The sequence below is a fragment of the Echinicola marina genome, from assembly GCF_020463795.1.
In the GTDB taxonomy this organism is placed as follows: Bacteria; Bacteroidota; Bacteroidia; order Cytophagales; family Cyclobacteriaceae; genus Echinicola; species Echinicola marina.
In genome coordinates, this window is the sequence record NZ_CP080025.1 from 5,350,471 (window position 1) to 5,373,386 (window position 22,916).

The 22,916-nt window shown below is 35.3% G+C and carries 20 protein-coding genes; all 20 read right to left on the reverse strand.

Annotated elements, in window-relative coordinates; translation table 11 throughout:
* Nucleotides 1–239 precede the first annotated feature (239 nt).
* The 20 genes from glmS to KZP23_RS21845 all read right to left on the reverse strand — a co-directional run bounded on the left by glmS (nt 240) and on the right by KZP23_RS21845 (nt 22,896).
* Nucleotides 240–2,081, reverse strand: a complete 1,842-nt coding sequence (glmS, locus tag KZP23_RS21750) for a glutamine--fructose-6-phosphate transaminase (isomerizing) (RefSeq protein ID WP_226333912.1) — start codon at nt 2,079–2,081, stop codon at nt 240–242.
* Between the two features lie 633 nt (nt 2,082–2,714).
* Complete coding sequence (locus KZP23_RS21755; RefSeq protein WP_226333913.1) at nt 2,715–3,644, reverse strand: nucleotidyltransferase family protein; 930 nt, start codon at nt 3,642–3,644, stop codon at nt 2,715–2,717.
* A 288-nt stretch (nt 3,645–3,932) separates the two neighbouring features.
* Nucleotides 3,933–5,642, reverse strand: coding sequence for a capsule assembly Wzi family protein (locus KZP23_RS21760; protein ID WP_226333914.1), 1,710 nt, complete (start codon nt 5,640–5,642; stop codon nt 3,933–3,935).
* Nucleotides 5,643–5,720: 78 nt separating this feature from the next.
* The gene (locus KZP23_RS21765; protein ID WP_226333915.1) at nt 5,721–6,386 is read right to left on the reverse strand and encodes a sugar transferase; all 666 of its coding nucleotides are present in this window, start codon (nt 6,384–6,386) and stop codon (nt 5,721–5,723) included.
* Between the two features lie 4 nt (nt 6,387–6,390).
* Nucleotides 6,391–7,590, reverse strand: a complete 1,200-nt coding sequence (locus KZP23_RS21770; RefSeq protein WP_226333916.1) for a UDP-N-acetylglucosamine 4,6-dehydratase — start codon at nt 7,588–7,590, stop codon at nt 6,391–6,393.
* 4 nt (nt 7,591–7,594) lie between these two features.
* The gene (locus KZP23_RS21775) at nt 7,595–8,509 is read right to left on the reverse strand and encodes an NAD-dependent epimerase/dehydratase family protein (RefSeq protein ID WP_226333917.1); all 915 of its coding nucleotides are present in this window, start codon (nt 8,507–8,509) and stop codon (nt 7,595–7,597) included.
* Entirely contained in the window at nt 8,506–9,699 is a 1,194-nt protein-coding gene (locus KZP23_RS21780) for a glycosyltransferase family 4 protein (protein ID WP_226333918.1), read from the reverse strand. Before KZP23_RS21780 ends, KZP23_RS21775 begins: the two co-directional genes overlap by 4 nt.
* 149 nt (nt 9,700–9,848) lie before the next feature.
* Complete coding sequence (locus KZP23_RS21785; protein WP_226333919.1) at nt 9,849–10,412, reverse strand: CatB-related O-acetyltransferase; 564 nt, start codon at nt 10,410–10,412, stop codon at nt 9,849–9,851.
* A 6-nt stretch (nt 10,413–10,418) separates the two neighbouring features.
* Nucleotides 10,419–11,558 (reverse strand): hypothetical protein, encoded by a 1,140-nt coding sequence (locus KZP23_RS21790; protein WP_226333920.1) that lies wholly within the window; start codon nt 11,556–11,558, stop codon nt 10,419–10,421.
* 91 nt (nt 11,559–11,649) lie between these two features.
* A complete protein-coding gene (locus tag KZP23_RS21795; protein ID WP_226333921.1) occupies nt 11,650–12,921 on the reverse strand; it encodes an oligosaccharide flippase family protein in 1,272 nt (423 codons plus the stop codon).
* A 110-nt stretch (nt 12,922–13,031) separates the two neighbouring features.
* Nucleotides 13,032–14,006, reverse strand: coding sequence for a hypothetical protein (locus KZP23_RS21800; protein ID WP_226333922.1), 975 nt, complete (start codon nt 14,004–14,006; stop codon nt 13,032–13,034).
* A 288-nt stretch (nt 14,007–14,294) separates the two neighbouring features.
* Nucleotides 14,295–15,563, reverse strand: a complete 1,269-nt coding sequence (locus tag KZP23_RS21805) for an exo-alpha-sialidase (protein ID WP_226333923.1) — start codon at nt 15,561–15,563, stop codon at nt 14,295–14,297.
* A 91-nt stretch (nt 15,564–15,654) separates the two neighbouring features.
* Nucleotides 15,655–16,083, reverse strand: coding sequence for a YhcH/YjgK/YiaL family protein (locus tag KZP23_RS21810; protein WP_226333924.1), 429 nt, complete (start codon nt 16,081–16,083; stop codon nt 15,655–15,657).
* Nucleotides 16,080–16,880 (reverse strand): cytidylyltransferase domain-containing protein, encoded by an 801-nt coding sequence (locus tag KZP23_RS21815; protein WP_226333925.1) that lies wholly within the window; start codon nt 16,878–16,880, stop codon nt 16,080–16,082. The genes KZP23_RS21810 and KZP23_RS21815 overlap by 4 nt, the downstream gene beginning before the upstream one ends.
* Complete coding sequence (locus KZP23_RS21820; RefSeq protein ID WP_226333926.1) at nt 16,877–17,941, reverse strand: N-acetylneuraminate synthase family protein; 1,065 nt, start codon at nt 17,939–17,941, stop codon at nt 16,877–16,879. Before KZP23_RS21820 ends, KZP23_RS21815 begins: the two co-directional genes overlap by 4 nt.
* Nucleotides 17,941–18,984: a nucleotidyltransferase family protein gene (locus KZP23_RS21825; RefSeq protein ID WP_226333927.1), complete on the reverse strand. Its 1,044-nt coding sequence runs from the start codon at nt 18,982–18,984 to the stop codon at nt 17,941–17,943. The genes KZP23_RS21820 and KZP23_RS21825 overlap by 1 nt, the downstream gene beginning before the upstream one ends.
* Nucleotides 18,981–20,135 carry a UDP-N-acetylglucosamine 2-epimerase gene (gene neuC, locus KZP23_RS21830; RefSeq protein ID WP_226333928.1) on the reverse strand — a complete coding sequence of 385 codons (1,155 nt, stop codon included), beginning with the start codon at nt 20,133–20,135 and terminating at the stop codon, nt 18,981–18,983. The genes KZP23_RS21825 and neuC overlap by 4 nt, the downstream gene beginning before the upstream one ends.
* Nucleotides 20,132–21,148 (reverse strand): N-acetylneuraminate synthase, encoded by a 1,017-nt coding sequence (neuB, locus tag KZP23_RS21835; RefSeq protein ID WP_226333929.1) that lies wholly within the window; start codon nt 21,146–21,148, stop codon nt 20,132–20,134. The genes neuC and neuB overlap by 4 nt, the downstream gene beginning before the upstream one ends.
* Nucleotides 21,135–21,764 (reverse strand): acetyltransferase, encoded by a 630-nt coding sequence (locus tag KZP23_RS21840; protein ID WP_226333930.1) that lies wholly within the window; start codon nt 21,762–21,764, stop codon nt 21,135–21,137. The genes neuB and KZP23_RS21840 overlap by 14 nt, the downstream gene beginning before the upstream one ends.
* Nucleotides 21,754–22,896 carry a LegC family aminotransferase gene (locus tag KZP23_RS21845; protein ID WP_226333931.1) on the reverse strand — a complete coding sequence of 381 codons (1,143 nt, stop codon included), beginning with the start codon at nt 22,894–22,896 and terminating at the stop codon, nt 21,754–21,756. Before KZP23_RS21845 ends, KZP23_RS21840 begins: the two co-directional genes overlap by 11 nt.
* Nucleotides 22,897–22,916 lie beyond the last annotated feature (20 nt).

A 22,916-nucleotide genomic window follows, 5' to 3' on the forward strand; every position in this document is an offset into this window, starting at 1 on the left:
ATATTTTATGAATTTTCCGTCCTCCAGGTTGATCTAGCATATTACTTTTTGACATTAACCTGATCACCAAAGGAATACTAATCATGGTTATGATAAACGAAGCTAATATGACAAAAATAATATCCATCTAAACAATTAAATAAATTCCATGCAAATTATCCTTTAATATAACATAAAGCAAAAGCCCCGCCATTTTTTATAGCAGGGCCGATATATATACAAATTGCAATACCCTTTTCTTACTCCACCGTCACAGATTTTGCCAAATTCCTTGGTTGGTCTACATTACAGCCCCGCATCACTGCAATATGGTAAGAAAGCTGCTGCAAAGGAATCACAGAAATCAAGGGGACAAAGGCTTCGTGAGCTCTAGGGATTTCAATGACATGATCGGCCATTTTTCTCACAGTTTCATCGCCTTCTGTCACTACGGCAATGATCTTCCCTTTCCTCGCTTTAACCTCTTGGATATTGCTGACCACTTTCTCATATGAGCTATCCTGTGTAGCAATGAAAACAACCGGCATTTCCTCATCGATCAGTGCAATGGGGCCATGCTTCATTTCAGCGGCAGGATAGCCTTCAGCGTGTATATAAGAGATCTCCTTAAGCTTCAATGCACCTTCTAAAGCAACAGGGAAATTATATCCCCTGCCTAAATAGAGGAAGTTACTGGCGTCCTTATACTGAGCAGATATTTTTTCAATTTGCTCATTAAGTTTCAAGGCCTTTTCTACTTTTGCTGGAATGGCTTCCAACTCACTTAAAAGCTGCATGTATTTGCTCTCGGGTAATGTACCCCTTTGGTAGCCGAGCATTAGGGCCATCATGGAAAGCACAGAGATCTGGGCCGTAAAAGCTTTTGTGGAGGCAACACCGATTTCTGGTCCCGCATGGGTATAAGACCCAGCGTGTGTTGCTCGTGCGATGGAAGATCCCACCACATTGCATACGCCAAAGATGGTTGCTCCCTTAGATTTGGCTAGCTCAATGGCCGCCAAGGTATCCGCTGTTTCACCAGACTGGGAAATGGCAATGACAAAATCCTTGCTGTTGATAACCGGGTTTCTGTACCTGAATTCCGAGGCATATTCTACCTCAACAGGTACCCTGGCGAATTCCTCAAAGAGGTATTCTGCCACCAAGCCTGCATGCCAGCTGGTCCCGCAAGCAGTGATGATGATCCGGTCGGCATTTTGGAACTTGTTCATATAGTCCCTTAATCCGCCTAAGACCAATCGGCCACCTTTGGCATCTAACCTTCCGCGCATACAATCCGCAATGGACCTGGGTTGTTCGCTGATCTCTTTAAGCATAAAGTGATCAAATCCACCTTTTTCGATAGACTCCAATTCCATCTCCAATTGGTTGATATAAGGGTGGGTCTCTACATTCTCAATGGTCTTGATCTGTAGTTTGGCATCCCGGATCACAGCGATTTCATAGTCGTCCAAGTAGACCACTTGGTTGGTGTATTCCACTATCGGGGTAGCATCAGAAGCTAAGAAGAATTCATCCTCTCCTACTCCAATGACCAATGGAGACCCCTTTCTGGCAGCTATGAGCGTATCAGGTTCATCCTTGTGAATCAAAACAATGGCATAGGCCCCTACGATTTTATGCAGGGCCAAGCGTACAGCCTCTTCAATGCTGCAGTTGTTGTTTTGATAAATGTCTTCAATAAAGTTGATGAAGACTTCTGAATCCGTTTCACTATGAAAGGTGTACCCCTTATTGATCAGGTCAGTTTTCAGCACATCATAGTTTTCGATGATTCCGTTATGGATCATGGCGAAATTTTCTGATGAGGAATAGTGAGGGTGAGCATTGGCATCGTTGGGTTCACCATGCGTTGCCCATCTCGTGTGACCTATCCCAATATGGGAATGGAGGTTGGTATTGTCCAAAAGGGAGTTTTCCAGTTCGGAAACTTTTCCCTTTTTTTTGTAGACATTCAGGCCGGCTTCGTTTAGTAAGGCCACACCGGCACTGTCATAGCCTCGATATTCGAGTCTTTTTAGGCCTTTTATGATGACAGGCAGGGCTTCCTGCTTGCCAACATAGGCTACAATTCCACACATAAAAGTTTTTGTTTATTAGGGTCGGAAATTTATTTTATTTATTCATATTATTCTTCATATTCCTCAAGTTGAAAATTCATTATCTTGTATAGATAAAGAAGAGCTTAATGACAATCTTTCATTTCCTCACTCTTCGCTCCCCTAGCACACTTAAGGAGCAACTCCTTCACTAAGCAATTTCCTGTCATGATCATAACTAATTTAGTTTTACCCACGATTACAAATGTGATGCCACCCACAAGAATTTATATGCAGGATGCCTTCACTTCACAAATGTTGAAAACACTACTCATATTGGGGTAAAGTCTCCTAATCTTAGATCACAAATATTTTCAACTAATAATTGAGCATATCTTTGATATGCTCTATCACTCGTTCTAAAATGGCAAATAGCTGCTTAGGTACAAGATGAAGGTTTAAACCTAAAGACCTCCGCTGTGATTGGGAGTAGTCCAGACTCCCAATCTGCTCTTATGGATAAAAAACCAGGAAATGGATTTATACTAATTATCAAACGATGATTCACTATAATCCTTAAAAAAGCATTAAAGCCACCTCAAATAAATGAGATGGCTTTGTGATTATTTATATCTTTCAGCCTTAGACCTTCTACTTTCGGCCTTCAGCCTTCGACTATTTCTCTACCACACTTTCCTTCTTCCATAGCTTTTCCGGATAAACTCCCTTTTGATGCAAATCCCTTAAGGACTCCTCAACAAACTCCTTATCCTCAGGATAGGTTACCCCAAACCAGGTTTTGCCTCCCTCTAGGATATTGACAGAAGCCTTTCCCTCCTCAATCAATTCATTCACCACGGTAGGAATATAAAATTCCGCCTTGGGATTATTCTTATTATCTTCCAGAAATTGATACCATCGTATTTCAGTTTCCTCAAAAAATGATGACTGGAATCCCCAGCAATTCATGGATACCGGTGTATTCCCATCGATCTCCAAGACATCCTCTCCCATTCTACTGATAACCTTCTCCCCTTCTCTTGCTATCTTTTCCCTTTCCGTCATTCCCGTCAACTCACCGTGTTCATTGGAAGCACACACCCCACGGTTTACCATCCCATGTTTTGACAATACATTCTTAAGGGCATAGCCCACCATACAATGCTTATTTGGCTCTTGATTACTTCCAAGAAAATCACCCAACTGATCAATGGCTTCCTTACCATAAAAATCATCTGCATTGATCACGGCAAAAGGTTCTTGTATCACATCCTTGGCACATAAAACCGCATGAGCCGTTCCATAAGGCTTGGTCCTTTCTGGATTTTGATAAGCTGCAGGAACTAGACTGCTGAGGGACTGGATGACAAATTCCACCTGGATCTGATCCTGGATTTTATCCAAAAAGCGCTCAGACACCAAGTCAAGGATTTCTGCCCTTACGATAAAGACCACCTTACCGAATCCGGCCTGGATGGCATCATAAATAGCATATTCCAAAATGGTTTCGTTATTAGGGCCAAAGCCATCGATTTGCTTATTCCCCCCATACCGCGAGCCCATCCCCGCAGCTAAAATCAATAATGTTGGTTTCGTTGAATGCATTATATATTATGTTTATTAGGGTCTCTTGTTATTTAAGGTCGAATTGTTGGAGCGTCGAATTGTTTAACTGATTAGGCAGCTTCCTCACTTGGGAGCAAGGCTGCTTGTTTAACTGGTTAATTGTTTAGGGATTAGTGATTTGATAATTGTGGTTCGGGATTAGTGATGGGATATTGTTCGTAACGTCAAATATTGATTATTAAACGGAGCCTCCATCCTTTCGGCCTTTGACCTTCGACTTTTAGCATCTACCCTTTGTCATTCGGCCTTCGGCTTTCAGCTTTCGGCTCATTTCAACAAATAAATCAAATGCGCCTGCGCAAACACACTAAACTTATCCTTCCCAACAGGAAATTCTTCAGTACTATTATCATCTAACTGCCACTGATAATTCATCCCATTGATAAATTGCAAACGAGAACTGAGCATAAATCGATCCCACTGATAATCAAACAAGAAACCAAGAGATAAATCCACCCAAGGCTGACGTTCTTCTTGATAGCCCAAGCCTTTATAGTAAAAGTCTTGGTGATTGGCCAATCGCTCCAATACAATCCCATACTTGTTGAGTTGATCAATTATAGAAACTTCAATGGTTTGTACATTACTTCCCACTCCTGCTCCAGAACCTAAAGCTTGGCCAACATGAGTAAAACCTCTCACTTGATAATGGGTTTGCCAAGAAGTTCCTCCTCCCAAACCAGGGTACCGCATCCATCGATTAATGGATTCTTGCTGCTGTAGCATTTCAGCTCTAACTTGAACAAATTGCTTAGGATAAGGCAATTCAAATAATTTCTGAAATCCCAATAAGTAGGCCCTAGCATGTTCTGGATTCAGAACAAATTCCCGAGCCGTATAGGCATGATCCCTTCTTCCATACTCAAAATACAATTCTGCATTGGCTTTTGTAAATAGGTACCTTCCAAAGATCGAAACTTGTTGATCCTGTCTCTTTCCATCATAATCCACAGAATTACCATTATTAAAAAGACTGCTTTTGGTAAATGTTTCAAAGATAGGGAACCAATCCCCAAAGGAATTGGTCTTGTCCTCACTATATTGTTGATAGGTCCTATTTAACCCAAGGAACAATCCAGAAACCCACTTAGGTTGATAAGAAATGGAAATGCCATTTAAATAACGCCAGTCTTCTGATAATTCAACAAAATATTTATCATTCAATTCATCCCATTGACTTGGTTTATATCCAGAAGGCTGTAATTTCCCCATAATAAGCTGCCCTTCAATAGACCCCAAAAAGGTTTTTACAGGTTTGGTGGCATTAAAAGTCAAATGGGGAAAACCTTCTGCATTATTGGAAAAGATCAAGGCATTAAATTGACCAGGCCCCCACCAGATATTCTCTGTAGAAGCCCCTATTTCAAATGAGCCATAACTTAAAGTAATTTTAGACTGACCCAAACTAAATTTAGAATAAGCAGTATTACCAAACCTTTCGGGATTATCTCCAAAATTCCAAAAATAATACCTTGCCCGATTTATCCTATCTGAAAAACCATTATAGTAACCATCATAAGATTTATTCTGAGTCCAAACCCATTCAGGCATCAATTGTATATTAACAAAATGAAATTTAGCAGCAATTCCCCCAGTAATCATATTCTGAAAACCTACGTTAGGAATCATAGCACCATTGCCCCATCCATAAGGTCTTCCTGAATTATAAGCGATGGTATTTCTTATTGGTAAATAGCTGATGTACTTTTTATCTAGTTTTCCATTTTTTTTTCCTAAAGTACTACCTATTTGAAAACCTGTGTAATCATTAAACACCTCATTACTATAAAATAATGATGGTTGAAGCGGACGACTATTAAAACTAATAACCGAATCCAATTCTCCCAACAATTGCTTCCTTCTTAAAGATTCTTCCAATACAGGAAAACCGGCAGGAATGGTTTGTGCCTCTAAAACATCAACTAATAAGGTACTAAACAGTATTGTAAGAAAATATATATTCTTTTTATTTAACATACTGATTATCTTATATAAAAACTATGGTCTCTTTCAATTTGGCAGAAAGAGACCATATCTTTTTTAGGTAATTGATTTTCAACTAAAAGACAATATTTCAGATTTAGGAAGATCCTTAAATAAGCTAAGATGCAGCTTAGATTTTGGAAACAAAATGGCCCAAATAGTCAAAAATATCAATAATAAATCCAAACCAAAAGAATAGTGTTTTTTATACCAAATCTCCAGCTCCCCCTTATATGGAGCAATATCCTCTTCGTAACATTGTAAATGAGGTTTAGGAGAATTAGCCAATACTCTCTCTTCATCCCTAAATACTATACTACCAATCCCGGTAAGACCTGGCTTTAAATCTTTTATTTCCTTTTGTATTTCCTCTGAATAATAAGCAAAGTTACGAGGTGTCATAGGCCTTGGCCCAACCACACTAATATCTCCAAGCAATATATTTAATAATTGAGGAAGCTCATTTATCTTTGTTTTTCTCAAAAACCCACCCACAGGTAATACTCGAGGATCGTTTCCTGATGTAACATCCCCGCCTGACATATTAGGACTATTTTCCAACATGGTTGCAAACTTAAATAATCCAAAAGGTCTTCCGCTCTTTCCAATCCTTTGTTGAACATAGAATATCTTACCTTCCCCGGTGAACTTAAGCAAAATCATTATAGGAATCATCAGAGGAGAAATCAATATTAGAAAAATCAATGACGATACAATATCAAATGCCCTTTTTAACATAGCTTTACATTTTCTTGTCCAAACTTAACCCTGTTTCGATATGCTCAAATTCAGGAATATATTTTTTTAACCAACCAACAATGTCAGTTTTCTGTGTTTCATTCTTATCAAGCAAATTATAAAGTTCATCGAAAATCTCATCAAACTTCTCAATTGGATAGGTAGGCTCCTTACTGATCTTACCTAATGCTTGAAACTTATTCAAATCATACGATTCTTCTTCTGTGTAGAACTCCTCATAAAGCTTTTCCCCAGAAGTATCTGTTTTAAATACATACACCGGATATTTACCTTGATCTATTAAGTGTACATTTTTTCTAGCTTCCTCATCTGAATCAAAAATTACAGGTTCAAAACCTAGTTTTTTTAATAATGGAGGGAAAATATCAGCAAATTTGATTAGATCCTTCTCCATATCTAACTTAGGGAAAAACACTTCTTTATTATTGCCTAGAACACAAGCCATCAAACAGATCTCTCCTGATTCTTGAGGAGAAACAAAAAATCTTTTAACATCACTAGGACAGGAAATGGGTTGATTTTTCTCTATCCTTTTCAAAAACCCTTCCAAAAGAGACCCATTAGAAAAAGCCACATTGGCAAATCTTGCTGTAGATACTTTTAATCTATCCCCATAGGATAAAATCAGTTCCTCCATCATTTTCTTGCTAGCCCCCATAATATTTACCGGATTGGCAGCCTTATCTGTCGATACACAAAAGAAATGTTTTGGAGGATGTTCAACTAAAAGATCCAATAAACCTTTTGCCTTAACTAAATTATTTTCCAACAGCGCCTCTATTGAGAAAATATCTTTTTCGCTTCTCACATGTTTATGAGCTGCAAAATTGGCTACTATATCAAAAGGCCCATGAGCTCTGAAAAGTTTTCTAAAAGCGGGGCTATCAAACGATAATGGGTATGAATAAAACTCATCAGGAACATATTGCCCTTCCACACTTCTTAGGTCCCTCACCAATTCTGTCAGCCCATTCTCATTAATATCAACTACTACTAGTTTAGCAGGAAGATACTTTAAGGCAGCTTTTATAAAAGAGGAACCAATTGTACCAGCTCCACCAATAACCATTAAATATTTCCCTTCAATATTCGATGACAGCTCGTCATGATTATTCTTCAAGTCCTGTTCAAAAAGGCTCTCTTTTCTTTGCAAATAATTTAATATAAATTTGTTAGTATCCATATGTTTATGAGTTCAATGTTTCTTTTAGTTTATTTAAGACTTTACTAGGTTTCCAGTCTAGGTGCATTCTCGCAAGACTGTCATCAAAAGTCAAATCAGAAGTTATTTTTTTTAATTTAGATGAATTAATTGGTAAAGAATTTCCTACAACATCTCCTACTTTAGCCAGTATATTGGCTAACCAAATTGGTATCCTCCTTGGCAAACCCTTATTAAATGCTTTTGAGATGCTCCCTTCTAGTTCTCCAAAAGATGAATGATATCCGTCTGTCAAATTATAAACGCCGCCCACCTCTGATAATTTTTGAAAAACCGTAGGAATATCTCCCACCCAAACCATGCTCTTTTTTGATTTTGCTTTTCCTATACTTAGGTATTTCCCTGTTTTAATCCCCTTTATCATCATTCCAAGATTTCCAGGAGCATCTGAACCAACAATTAAAGGCAGCCTTAGTATGCCTAAAATTATATTTCTTTCATTTGCCCATTTTTTCAAATACATTTCTGCCTGTATTTTACTTTTTGCATAAGGGGAATCTCCTAACAAAAAATGGGATTCATCAATTAATTCTCCTGATTCTACACCATATACCGCTACTGTACTTATAAAAATAAAGGATCGGGGTTTTTGTACCAGCTTATCAATCGCATGGCATAAATTCTTTGTTCCTTCAAAATTAACTTTATAAAAGTCTTTCTTTTCCCTTTCAGTTTTAGGAACAAAATGAGCTTTTCCTGCAGCATGAATTATTAAATCAAATTCTAAAGAAGACTTTAAAGCAAATCGTTTTGTCAAATCTATATTATAATCGCAATTACTCCTTCCAATAGTATCTACATTATGTCCCTCTTTCAAAAAATAGTTTTTCAACTCTTTACCAAGGAAACCCGAGGCTCCAGTTAATAAGATTCTTGTCATATTTGAGATAATAAATCCAAATACTTTTTTGATAATATATCTCTATTAAAATCTGACATGGCTAAGCTGAACGCATTTTTGCCCATTATACTTGCCTCATCTGAATTATTTGCCAACCATAGAATTTTTTTTGCTGCATCCCTTGGAGAAGATAATGAAACATTTATCCCACACTTCTCTTTGTCTACAAGATCTCTAATCCAACCTGTTGTGGTTTGAACTATTGGAACTCCTGCCGCAAAAGAATCAAATATTTTATTTGGACTGCAAGTACTTTGAACAGGATTATCTAGCGTCGCAAATAGAGTTGCTCTACTATTATTGACCCATTTAGGAAGTTGGGATTTTGGCATAAGACCTAAAAAAAATATATTATCAAGCTTATACCTTTCCTTTTGCTCTAATAAAGGAAGTCTATCTTTACCATCTCCAATAAAAACCAAAGATACTGTATTGTTTTCATCTAATTCTTTCAAATTTCTGGCAACATCAAGCCAAAAAGATATATTATGAATTAGTCCCAAAGAACCAATATGTGTAAAAATCACTTTACCTGTGGTCCATTCTGGTAAAGGTTCATTTCCTTCTACATTAAAAACTTCTATGTCGGATGCATTTGGTATTACCTCTATGGTTAGCTTTTCAAATCTTTTCTGAATATGATCTTTTTGCCCAACCGAAGCAGTAATTATTAAATTGGATGAATAGTAGCAAAGCTTTTCTATAATTATACTGATTTTTTTTTGTATTTCCCCTTTTATTAATCCAAGTTCTATTCCACCAGCTGGCCAAAGATCCCTAACCTCAAATACTGTTTTTTTTCGTCTCAACCACTTCGAAACAATTAAAGGAAACCCAATCGTTATGGGGCCTGATGAAGAAATACAAACATCGTAAGTTCGAAAAATGGAATACCAAATTGAAATAATCGAAAATAAAATGGCTCGAAACGCCCTGGTAACATAATTAAACCTATTGGAATCGCCTAAATCTATAACGATTAAATTAATACCTTCGATCTTTTGATGGCTAATAAACGAGGATGCCTTAATGTCAGATTTGTCATATGGAGCTGTAACCACTGTCACTTCATGTCCCTCTTTTACCCACCTTTTAGTCAACTCATAAATTCTAGTACTCCAGCTACCTTTTGGGGTTCCAAAGTATTGATAGAAAAACAAAATCTTCATTTTTATTAGTAATGACCTTTTTAAAATTTGGAAAATAAATAACTAAACTTCATTCTGGGAACCTAATATTACTTTAAATTCACAAACATGGAAAATTCATTCTAAAACCGTTAGAAATACAGATCGGATAAACATTTAGTGCAATAACTCTAATTTTCTTTAAGTCGAAATTTTTGATCGAGTTCATCTAACTTTAATTTAGCTTCCTTCGGATGTGATTTATAATATTCTGTTTTAACTAAAGCTTCGATCATTTCGTTATCAAAACGCTTCCTAATTACTTTTGCTGGAACTCCTGCTACTATTGTATATGGTTCCACATCTTTTAAAACAACTGAATTACTTCCTATAACAGCTCCATTCCCTATCCGAATCCCCTCACGTAACGACACCTTTGAACCTATCCATACATCATGTCCAATAATTGTTTTATTTTTTATTCCAAAAGAACTTAACCTTGGAGACGTGGACCACCACCAATGAGAATGTTCCATCCCACCAATTTGAACAAAAGCCGCAATAGAACAATAATTTCCTATTTCAGCCTTATCAATAACTGAATTATGACCTATGTAGGAGTAATCTCCTATAACGGTATTAGAAAGGAAAACCCTTGGTTCTATATATACTTTTCTACCTAATCTAACATTTCGAAGAAAATACTCCCAAATCCTAAAAAATCTCCTAAAAGAAAAATACAAATCTCTTAACATCGAAAACTATTTACTTAAAAACTCTGATAATCTATATATTTTCTCCTTTTTCTTAAAAAAGAAATAGGATCTGTCCTCTAATTCTTTTATTAGGGTTTCATTTGATACATCATCAATTACAACTTTACTCCCCATACTCCAACCTTGAATTAGTACTGTGGAATACTGTGCAATTATATACTCATTTTCACATAATATCTCAGAAATGTCTTTACCTTCACTCTCCAAGATCGAAACTCCTTTCAATTTATTCGAACAAACTTTCTGACGTGGGTGATCTTTTACTTTAACAAAATATCCTTTTCTGGTTATGTTTGATAAAACTTCATTAATTATTCTGAGTTCTTCTGGACTTTCAATACCTTTTAAAAAATAACAAACTGAATTCTTACTTTTAAATTTTTTCTTTTTATTTCCGCATATAGAAAATGGATTATCTATTATTATTTCGCCTTTAAACATTAATTCTTCAAACATACCCTTATAATGTAGATCCCAAACATAGAATTTATCGAAAGAACAAAACGCATCCCTCAAAGTTAATAATTTCTCACCATGCATAAAGTTATTAAGTTCTATACATTCATGATGGCAAAAATCTCTCACAATGCCGCAAGAAGCACTATACTCCATGTTTACCCATACACTCTTTACATTATAGGCTTCTATTGCATATCTTATTTGAGCTATTCTGTATACAGATATAGCCAATAGGCCAAAATTAAACTGAGTCTTTACTAAAACACCCAAAAGATACACTATATCTCTAAACAACAATTCTCCTTTTCTTGGCTCGATGTAAACTAATCTTTTGCCTTTAACAAGCTCATTACTGAATATGGTTTTTGAGTAAAAATAAGCTATGTCATATGTATTCTTTTCTTTTATTGATTTCTTTGGAAAAAAATTCTTTAAAAGAAGGATAAAAAATCCAAACATGGAAACGATCCAAAGAATGATCTTATCGGTATTTTTTAAAAAGTAAACCTGTGCCTTGAATTGGAAAATACTATCATATATATAACTATCATCGAAATTTTTACGCTGGAGGGAAAGTTCTTTGAGTATTTTTTCTTCTTCCTCCCATGTCACACCCCAATTAATTGAAATTATTTTTTGTTTTATTAATTTATAATATTTTAACATCACTTCTATTCAAAAGGCTTTATTCACCAAGTCAATAACTTATTGTTTTTCTTAATTTCATTAATAAAAAATAATATTGGAATATTATTAATCATTTTAATAAATGAACTTCACAAAGACGATGATAAAAATAATACACAATACAAAATAAAATGAAGAATGCTATTGTTGTTGATACTGCAGCACCAAGCAATCCATATACCGGAACTAGTATAAAGTTTAATATTAAATTGATCAAACTAGAAACGAGAGTGATTCCAGCTAGTAATTTTGTCTTTTTAAAATAAAAAAGAAAATTTACAACAAATTTATACATCCCAAAGAATGAATACCCTATTAAAACCCATAGAACTACATAATAATTTACAATAAAATCATTATTTATAAATAATTCATAAATTAATGGAACAGCTAAATAAATAGCCAATGCTACAATAAAAGTTGTAGCGAAATAAACTAGGTTATATTTCTTTAATTTTAGAATCCCTTTCCCTTCATCTTTCTTGAGAATTGAAAAGACAAATGGAGTCCAAGCTTGATTAAATGATGTACCTAAAAATGACATTATCATGCCAATTTGATATGCTACAGCATATAAACCTACCTCGTCAACTCCCAGGTAATGTGCTATAACAAGCCTATCCGAAAAAGCTAATATATATCCTCCTAGGGTATGTACTATTAGAGGAACACTATAACTCAATGCAATTTTTAAATATGTTTTATGGATTAAAAATTTAAAACCATAAAGTTTTCTAATAAATAAGATAGCTGCAATACATATTAATCCAGACACAAATAACATTGGATATATACGCCCTTCCCATCCATAATTGAGATAAACAATGAAATAAACGGATAGTAAAATATCCATGGTTGTTTTTGTAATTCTCAATAATCCAAATAGAGCAGGTTTTTCTTCAACCCTAAATATATTTAATAATACTTCAATTATTTGGGTAAATAAGGCATACAAAACAGATAACCAAACTATTTGAATAGGAATTCCTCCTTCAAAATAGTCCGGTTTAACTACTAAGAAAACAAAATAGACTATAACAACAATAACACCTCCTAGTAAACATAAAAAAGTTAAAATAGTTGAAATGAAATTTGAAAATTCATTTTTATCTAATTCATAATAGTATCTAATAATAGAACTCCCAATATTTAATCCAACAATAGGAATAAAAATAAAAGAAAACGTTGTGAATAGATCAACAATTCCAAAATCGAATTTACTTAGATAATTGGTAAAAACAGGTAGCAATAAAAATGGAATTGCAGAATTCACAAAATTCAAAAGTGTATATAAACCTATATTCCTAAAGACCTTATTTCTTCTTGCCAATATACTAATCACAATAACAATACTTTTTTTTCACTTATACTATATATAAACCTCTAATTGTAGAAAAGATATTATAGTCTGATGAAAGTTATTCAAAATTTGTTTAGGCTCTAAAACAATCATTAAGCAGTATTAGGGAGTCTTTTTAATACCCTAATAGACTTTTTAAAACTAATAACCTGAATAAGCAAAAATAGTACAAATATGGAAAAAAAATCCATCTGATAATAACAAACAATTAGAGCCAATAACAATAGAATCAAGTAGATTATTGACTTATTTATCCCCCTTTGAAAGGGGATTGAAATTCCAGCAAATAATATATCTATGATAAATACTAATGTGAATGGAAATAAACTAAAGAGAAGATTTATCAAAGATGAATTCGACATGGTTTTTGAAAAATCATAATTAAAATTAACTGCGCTTCTAATTAAAAAGAGCATAGACTCAATTCTGTTACTTGGCACAACCAAATCCTTGGTATTATTTGCACTTGGCCCTATAATAACTAAAAAGTAATCAATTAATATAGCTCCTGAATATATAACCCCTATTAACCCAAGCATGAGAATAATTTTCCTATACTCTCTGATATAAATTAATAACATAACAATAAGTACTATTAGAGTACTTCTTGTTAAATATAACGCACTATAAAAAACACCAGAGCATAACAGAAAAAATCCAATAAAAAAATCTAAAGTTGAAACTTTTCCTCCAGATCTTTCTTTCAATACTTCGTAAAAAATAACGTATAACATTGAAAATCCATAAAATATTAAAGAAACATAGTTAATACTAGAATTAATAAAGAATTTTCCCAATAAAGTAAAATTTGTTAACTGATCTTTTACATTGTAAAATAATACCGCTCCTCCAAGAATTAGCAAAACAGAAGCCAACTTTAATGGTGAAAACATCAAATTAACAATTTCATCTTTTGAACTCAAACGGTCAAATAAAATATATGGTAAGGATGCGCAAAGTATATAACCAGATATTGACCCAGAAGCTCCAAGACTATAGAGAACAAAAGCCAAAAAGACTAGTCCTACCGTTCCCCAGTATTTAATAGGTAGACTAGCATTTTTCATTTTAATTGATAAAAAAAATATAATACTTAGAACCATCGAATAGTTCAAAACAGTAAGTATTTGCCCCAATTCACGCTTTATCAATGGTATAATATGGATAAATAGAAAAACGAAAAAAAACAATTTGATTGCCTTCATTCTATTTATTCTAAATATATTATATTTTCTATATATCAGCACTTAAAATTAATTCTTCAAACCCTAACAAAACTTCTGGTTAAATCCTCTTTTACCTAATTAATAATACAAAAAAAGAGCTTCTAATTTGAATGAACCAAACCTATATTACTAATTAAAATTGGAGTTACTACTTAACCTTATTGTAACCCATTCTTGTTCTTTTTGGTTGTAATATAAACGGGGATATACAATAATAATTTCCTTTGTCACCCTGTCTTCTATTATTGTAACATGTCCCAAATCCAATCTATTCTTTCCTTCATCATATTTTCTATAAGTATCAAGTATTAAAACACTTGATTTAATAATTTTCATGGAGCTTTGGTCAACTTCTCCAATTACTAGAGGAAATCGTGGATGATTACCTTTAGGGTTCTCCTCAGAAATATTTCCAACCCAATACAATTTTCCATTTGAATGCTTAAATAAAACAGACATTGAAGAAGGAGAATAAAAAGTTGAACCATCATCATAAGTCCATGGCCTTGGTTTTGTCCAATTTTTACCATTATCTCTCGAAAAAGAATACCATTTATATCCCGGTAACGTATAATTGGAATCTAATTTCCCTCCATTACTTCCCCTAAACACCCCAAATATATTTCCATTATTTAATTTTATAATGGAAGGTTCAATTAACCCTCTTGTTGTAGAATTTGGATCACCTATTATTCTTTCTACTAGTTTCCAAACTAATTTTTTGCCTTTCCATTTCCCACGAAGAATAATAACTTCTGTATAAGTATATCCCTTGGTCGGATTATATAATCCTTCCCAATTAAGGCTGTCACATTTACTATCAGAAATTACAGTAGCTTGTACAGGCAATAGAATATGCCCTTTATTGTTAATTATTGGCTTACTCCCATAATCACCTAAGTAAAATGCATTTCTTCCTAATACTATGTTTGAAAATGGATTTGAGTTTGAGTTCTCATTTTTCTTAATTCGTATGTCGTAAAGCCAACTTTTACCATTGTCAGAAGAAGTTCTATATCGCAAATAATATCCTTTCAATGCTTCCTTCGGTTCCTTAACATGTTTAGGTATTTGGGGGTTATCTAATGAATTAAAAAAGGTAACTAATAATTGTTTATTACTATCAAAAATGGATGTAACTGGAGCCCTTCGCCCAGATTTGGGAGGAGTTTCTATCTCAACACTTGAAGTTGGACTATATTTCCACGTTTTTCCATTATCAACACTTATATAGTTTCCAGAACGCAGGAGGGGATTCTCAACTGACGTGTATATTGCATTATAAAATCTTGATGGTTCTTTAGTTAATTTATATTCTAAGATTTCAATAGAACTTTGAGCCATGACCTGAATGGATATTCCCAAACAGATGATGATATGTAAAATTCCCTTTCTCATAAATCAAAGACATCAATTAAAATCACAGAATCCAACATTTAAGCATGGATGGAGACTTAATATTAAACACTCTAAAACAAGACTGTTAAATTTAAAGAAGCTTTTTATATACCTTCTTTTTTACTTCTAAACTATTATTAACAGCAATGCTTGTACGATGAACCTCATGTGGAAATAAAATCAGAAAATACCCTGGGGACAAACGGATAGTTTGTTGCTCACGGCCTTCAAAAAGCTGGTAATCATCTTGGTACTCATTAGTTGGGACCATTGATGCGATATCAGCTAGATGTATTAGCTCCTCACCTTCCAATATAACATGTATATCCAAATATTTTCTATGTGATTCCCAAAGAGCCCTATCGGAATTTTGAGTTTGGTACACCAAACCTATACTAAAACAATCAGGTTCATTAATATCTTTCTTACCTTTTTCAAAGGATCCTCCATGTAGATCATCCAAAACAAATTGAAATCTCTCTCCATAATTTTTAAGGTTTTCGGTTTTGTCAAATATCATGATAAATAAATCTCTTTTTTAATATCCAAAATTTTCTTTTTGTTTTCTTTATAAAACGAATTTACCCTTGAAACCACTTCAGGATCCAATGATGCTTGTTGTTTTTTGCTATTTATTTCTAAAGTACTTGGATTATTATCAAGATATTCCAGCACGCTCAATAGTGATGGCAATGATTTATAAGGGAATGCATGGAAAATTTTTGACATCATTCTATAATCTTCAGGAAAATCATTGGTCAGTCTCATACTAGGCCTGTACAAGAAGTCCTCTACCTGTATTTTCCCTATGCTAAAAATTTCAGGTTGATTGAATAAAATTCCCCAAATCTCCGTATCTATTTCTGTTTTTATTTTACATACCAGCTCCAATGCCTTCACTTTTATCCCATATACAGCAGCCCCAACAGGAGCTCCATCCACAGTAGAAAAATCATGATTTTCTCTTTTCATCATATCAACCATTCGATTAGCTATATCTATTGAAAAAAGAGGGTTTTCGCCGGTAATACTCAATATATAATCTAAACCAAAATAACGAGATGATTGAAACAACCTTTCCAAAACATCTTGCTCAGACCCTAAAAAGTAATGAATACCATTTTCAATAGCTACATCCGTCAGCGGTTTATCCTGAGGATTATTGGACGTACATAGAACAATTTCATCTATTCCCTTAATTTTCTGAGACCTTTTGATCACATGTTCAATTATGGAGAATCCGTTTAAATCTTTTAATAGCTTAAATGGAAGTCTTGTTGACTTCATTCTAGCTGTAATAAATAAGCCTATTCTCATTTTCCGGTATTTTTAAACTGAGAAGTATCCGCTAAATTAAACTCAAAATTAACCTTTGAATAATCTATGATTTCGTCAGGATCAATATTCTTACTGACAGACAAGTTTAAAAGCTTTATTAGATCCTTTTGAAGGATGTTAGCGCTTTCCTTAGTCCGCTTAAACGCGATATTATCCCTAGTGATCTTTTCTCCTGATTTTATTGACACCCTTGCTACTGGGGCCTTTTTCATTGGACCGGTATTTCCATATTTCAATTCCGCTAAGGAATAATCTAAAGGCTTATCCCCTCCTAAAACCTGATGAAGCAATCCAGCTAGTTCTTTTACTTTCAGAATCTGTTTTAATGAAACAGCAGCCTGAGAATCAATCCTTTTTTCCCCAACCTTGGTGGTGAAATGTTTTTCAATTACAAAAGCTCCTTTCGTAAGTCCTAAAACACTTATCCATTCGTTATTGACATCAGTGGGGTCAGTATGATCCGCATACCCCATAGGCAAGTCAAATAAATGACCAATCTTTTCAATTCTCTCCAAAAATATATCTGAATAGGAAGTGGGATAATTTTGGAAGCCATGCATCAAAAACACATCTTTTTTCCCTCTTTCATTCAAATAATCCACCGCAAATTTTATTTCATCAATTGTTGACCCTCCAATGCCTAAAATTACAGTATTATTAAAAGTCGCAGCCTTTTCCAAAAGAAAAATATCATTAAGCCCTGTAGCATGTATTTCTACAGCTTTCAAGGCTATATTGTTTTCCAACACCCAGTCTAATGATGAAACATCATTGCAGAGCAGAACAACATCGAGATTTTTTGATTTTGCATGGTCAATTGCCACATGCATTTGTTCTTTACTAAGAGATATTTTTTCTATAATCGGAACACCCTCATGATCACTTACAAAATAATCATTGACATCAAATAATGCATGAAACTTAATGGCATCTAAACCTACACGCCCAGCTTCATCAATTAACTCTAATAAAAAATTGATTTCTCCCTCATGATGAAACGCTGTTTCCCCAATAATATAAGGTCTTTTAATCTCTTTCATTACAATTTCAAATGTTTAATATCCTCCTGTGCCTTTTTAAAGTCCTCATGCTTGCCGATATCCAACCAATACCCATTGATTGGAAAAGTAACCAGTTTACGATCCATGGCAAGAATTTTATCCATCAAATCGGTAATATCATAATAGTCACCTTTTGGGATCAGATCCAAAACACTTTTCTTAAATAAATAAATTCCCGCATTTGAAAAATAGGTATAACGTGGCTTTTCCTTGAGAGAGTTGACCCTTTGTTCACCATCGGTTTCCAAAACGGCATAAGGCACATCCACACTGTAACTAGTGGCAGCTACCGCCATATCCGCATCTGATGCCTTGAAGGTTTTATAAAAATCCAGAAAATCAATATTAGTAAGTAGATCACTATTCATTACCAAAATATCCTCATGCTCTAGCTTGTCAGCCAAGTGTATAGAACCGATTGTCCCCATGGGTTCGGTTTCTTTTATGTATTTGATATTTAGCTTTTTTTCACATCCGCAACCAAAATATTCCTCTAATTGCTCTCCTAAATAGTTAATACTGAGATGAATATTTTTCACCCCAACTTTTGCCAACCTGTCTATATTATGCTCGATTATGGGCTTGTCACCAACTTTCAGTAAAGGTTTAGGGGTTCTTTCGGTCAAAGGTCTTAACCTTTTTCCTTCCCCTCCAGCCATAATTACAGCATCTACGGGAATAATGGTACTTCTTGTCCTAAAATTAAATACATCAACTATCCGGCCATCATAGCCTAAAATCGGAACGACCTTAAAGTTCTTTTTACTATATTCCTCCAACTTATCCACCGCATTTTCCTCTTCCCTGATAAAGGCTGGATTTGGCTGAACGAATTGCAATATAGAATCTTCAAACCCCAAGCCTTTAATAAATCCCCTACGCAAATCTCCATCCGTCAAGGACCCAATTAACCTTTCATTATCATCTGTTACAAAAAGAATAGCATCGGACGCCAGCAAATCCAATTTCTTCAAGGCTTCTCTTACGGGTAGGTCTTTATTTATTATGTGGCTTTTCATCATATAAAATTATAGAACCTTTTGGGTCCAAAGTTTGATAAATCGATTTCTTTTAACACTTCAACAATTTGAGCACTAGTATTCCCAGTACCATAGGGATTTTCTACCTCTCTGAACCTAACATTAAAATCGGGTTCTTGGGCTTTCTTTAGCAAGTCGTAGATTTCTTTGGTATCTGAACCGCAATTTAAAACACTGTCAGCTTGGATCCTACCTTTTTGTCTGTCACCAATATTAATGGTTGCTGTACCTACTGAGGGTGCTTCTATAATGCCGCTGGAACTGTTCCCCACTACTGCATCAGCAATTTTCATCACTGATAAATACCTCAGTGAACCCAATGAATCAAACAATGCTGACTTGTCCCCGTTTTGGCTTACAAAGTTCTCCATCATTTGATTAATAATCCGCCCGTTGGTATCTGCATTGGCTTTTGTAAAAATAAAGAAGCTATCCTCTAACTTGGTAAGGGCATCAAGTAGGTTTTCAAACTGCCGTTCCACACTTATTTCAGCTAATGTCTCCGGGTGAAAGGAGATCAGAAAGTTATGCGGTTTGAATCGGATATTTAAGTTTTTCTCTAATTCTTCTTTGCTCCATAAGTCAAGGCTGACAATATTATCCAAGCCTATGGCCCCAACATTAAAAACTCGGTCAGGCTGTTCTCCCATTTGGATGATACGATGCTTATAGCTTTCTGTCGAAGAAAAATGTAAATGGCTCATCTTAGTAATTGCATGTCGAATGGCATCATCATAAGCACCCTCAGTAATTTCGCCCCCATGGATATGAGCGATTGGAATTTTAAAAATCAGGGCAGTTGAAGCCATGGCTAACATTTCATAACGATCTCCGAGAATGACCAAAAGATCGGGTTCTAAATTCTTAAATGCCTCGGTGAACCCAAGCATCCCAAGGCCCATGGATTTGGTAATTCCCTCGGCTGTATCGGAAGAAAGCAGCATTTCCACCTTATAGTCCACTTTGAGCCCCTCTTCTTCTATTTGCCTATAAGTGAGACCAAATTCCGGGGAAAGATGCGCGCCTGTCACAAGGATTTGAAGATTGAACTGCGGACAGGCTTTTAACCGGTTGATCAAAGGCTTCAGCAAACCGTACTCGGCGCGGGTTCCTGTGGCGACACAGATCTTCATAGCTCTATCAGTTCGTCCTCTTGAAAATCCTTGGAAGCCTTTCTGCCAATCACTTCATCCCATAACATGGGAGAAAGGCCGGATCCAGGTCGTTTGGTAGTGATATTTTCTTCGGTCAACACTTCTCCTTTAGCGATATCCTTAGCCGCAACAATACTTTTCCTTGCGATAGATATATTTTTTTTCTCAGAATCACTGGGCTCTTTCATGCCTGAGCCAGATAACGCTTCTTCAATATGCCTTATCCCTTGGACCATGGCTTTAAGTTCATCAGGCTCCAACGAAGCCCTATGATCAGGCCCTTCCATTTGTTTATCCAAGGTAAAATGCTTTTCAATAACCTTTGCCCCCAATGCCACGGCCGCTATGGGCACTTCTATCCCCAAGGTATGATCAGAATAACCGATTTTCGTCTGCAATTCATTTTGAATATGCAACATGGCCTTTAAATTCACATCCTTCATGGGTGTAGGGTATTCGGTGTTACAATGAAGAATAGTAATACTTTCTTTACTTGCACCATTATCCACAAAGACTTTAACTGCGGACTTAATTTCCTCTAGTGTGGCCATACCCGTTGATAGAATTACCCTATCGAATAATTTAGCCGCCAGCCTTAGATATGGAAGATTAGTAAGTTCTCCTGAAGGAATTTTAACTAATTCCAAGCCTATATCTTTTAAGTATTGTAATGACTCTAGGTCAAATGCTGTAGAAAAAAAATTGATCCCCTTGTCTTGACAATATTGAATCAAAAGATTATGATGGTCTTCTGAAAGCTCAAGATTACTGAGCATCTGAAATTGGCTTTCGCTTTCCTTTTTGGTATTCTCTATTTGATATTTTGCTTTAGTGGCAAACTTTGAAACCATGCTTTTAGGTTTAAAAGTTTGAAACTTAACATAATCAACTCCTGCAGCAACAGCTGCATCTACAAGTTTAAAGGCATTTTCAATATTACCATTATGGTTTACACCTGCCTCAGCGATGATAATCACACTATTTTCTTTCATAAATTTTTCCTGGGTTTCCAATTACAGTTGCATTATCCGGTATATCATTTATTACTACTGTCCCTGCCCCAACAATCACATTACTCCCAATTTTCACTCCTTGCTTAACCACGGCATTCGCACCTATAAAACTCAAATCTCCCACATGTACTCCTCCTGTCAGAACAGCTCCAGGACCTATATGAACAGCTTCCCCCAATCGAACTTCATGTTCTATAATACAACCAGTATTCAACAAACAATAATCTCCTATTGAAGCCAAGGGGTTTATGGCTACATTTTTAGATATAAAATTTCCACAACCGATTTCTATATGCTTAGATATTGAACTTTGAGGATGGATGACATTAGGGAGTTGCTTTTTACGCGAAATAACTCGCTCGGCTATTATCTTCCTTATCTTATTATTACCCACTCCCAATAAAAAAGCATAATCCACTTCCCATCCCTGAAAGTCATCCTTTTGGTCATCTCCAAGATATTCTAAACCAAATGGGTTAGAGCTTTTTATTTCACTTTCACAATAATGTGTGATTTTCATTCCTGCCTCCATAGCCGCATCAACGACGACCAGACCATGACCAGAGTAGCCTATTATTGCTATTTTATCTAACACCACTTGGTAAATTTACAATTCTTTCCTCCAAAAATTCAGCATTTATTTGTTCATCCCGCTGGCAATGGGAATACATTGGTAATCGATACATTAACTGCCAAATAGGCCGTGTTAATATTTTCTTAGAATTTGTTTCTTTTAAAAATATCTCTTTATCCTTCATATTTTCCAGCTCCACACACATTAACCAATAGTTTGCTTTTGTATTTGGAAGTTCTTGTCTGAATTTTACGCCTTGAGTCCTAAAAAACTCGGTATAGAGTAAAGCTAACTCACGTTTGTTTTTCATTATGGATGGCAATTGCTCTAATTGAGCACAAGCTAATGCAGCATTTAGGTTTGGCATCCTAAAATTATAGCCGAGTTCATCATGCATAAATTCAAACGAATGGGGAACTTTAGCAGTGGTAGTCAAATGTTTAGCCTTCTTTCCAATCTCCAAATCATTGGTGACAATTGCTCCCCCACCTCCACTAGTAACGATTTTATTGCCATTAAATGAAAAAGCACCAATTTGACCAAGACTTCCGGTCTTCTGTCCCTTATATTCACTTCCCAAGGATTCAGCGGCATCCTCCACAATTGGGATATTCCACTTTTCACATATCTCAATTAATTTATCCATATGAACAGGAAAGCCGAATGTGTGCATGGGTAAACAGGCTGAAATTTTCTTCCCTGTTTGTTTATTATAGCACCCATCTTCTCTCATCTCTCCATATTCATTCAAAAAAATTTCCACAGCGAACGGCGAAAGGCCCATAGTGTCCAAATCTACATCGATGAAAATTGGAGAGGCGTCATTATACGCGATTGCATTTACGGTGGCCACAAAGGTAAGCGCCTGGGTGATCACCTCATCTCCAGGTTTTACACCCACCAAGCGTAGGGCCACCTGTAGGGATGCCGTACCATTCACCACCGCCACAGCTTTCTTGGTGTTGGTCTGGGCCTGGACCATTTCCTCAAACCTATCCACATATTTGCCCACAGAAGATACAAAGGTAGAATCTATGGTATCCAAAAGGTATTTTTTCTCATTCCCCCTAAAAACAGGCTCATGCAAAGCAATTATCTCTTTTTCAGGATATTGTGTTTTCACTAAACTAATTAGCTCGCCAATATTTTTCATTTTCCAATAGCTTTTTGTAA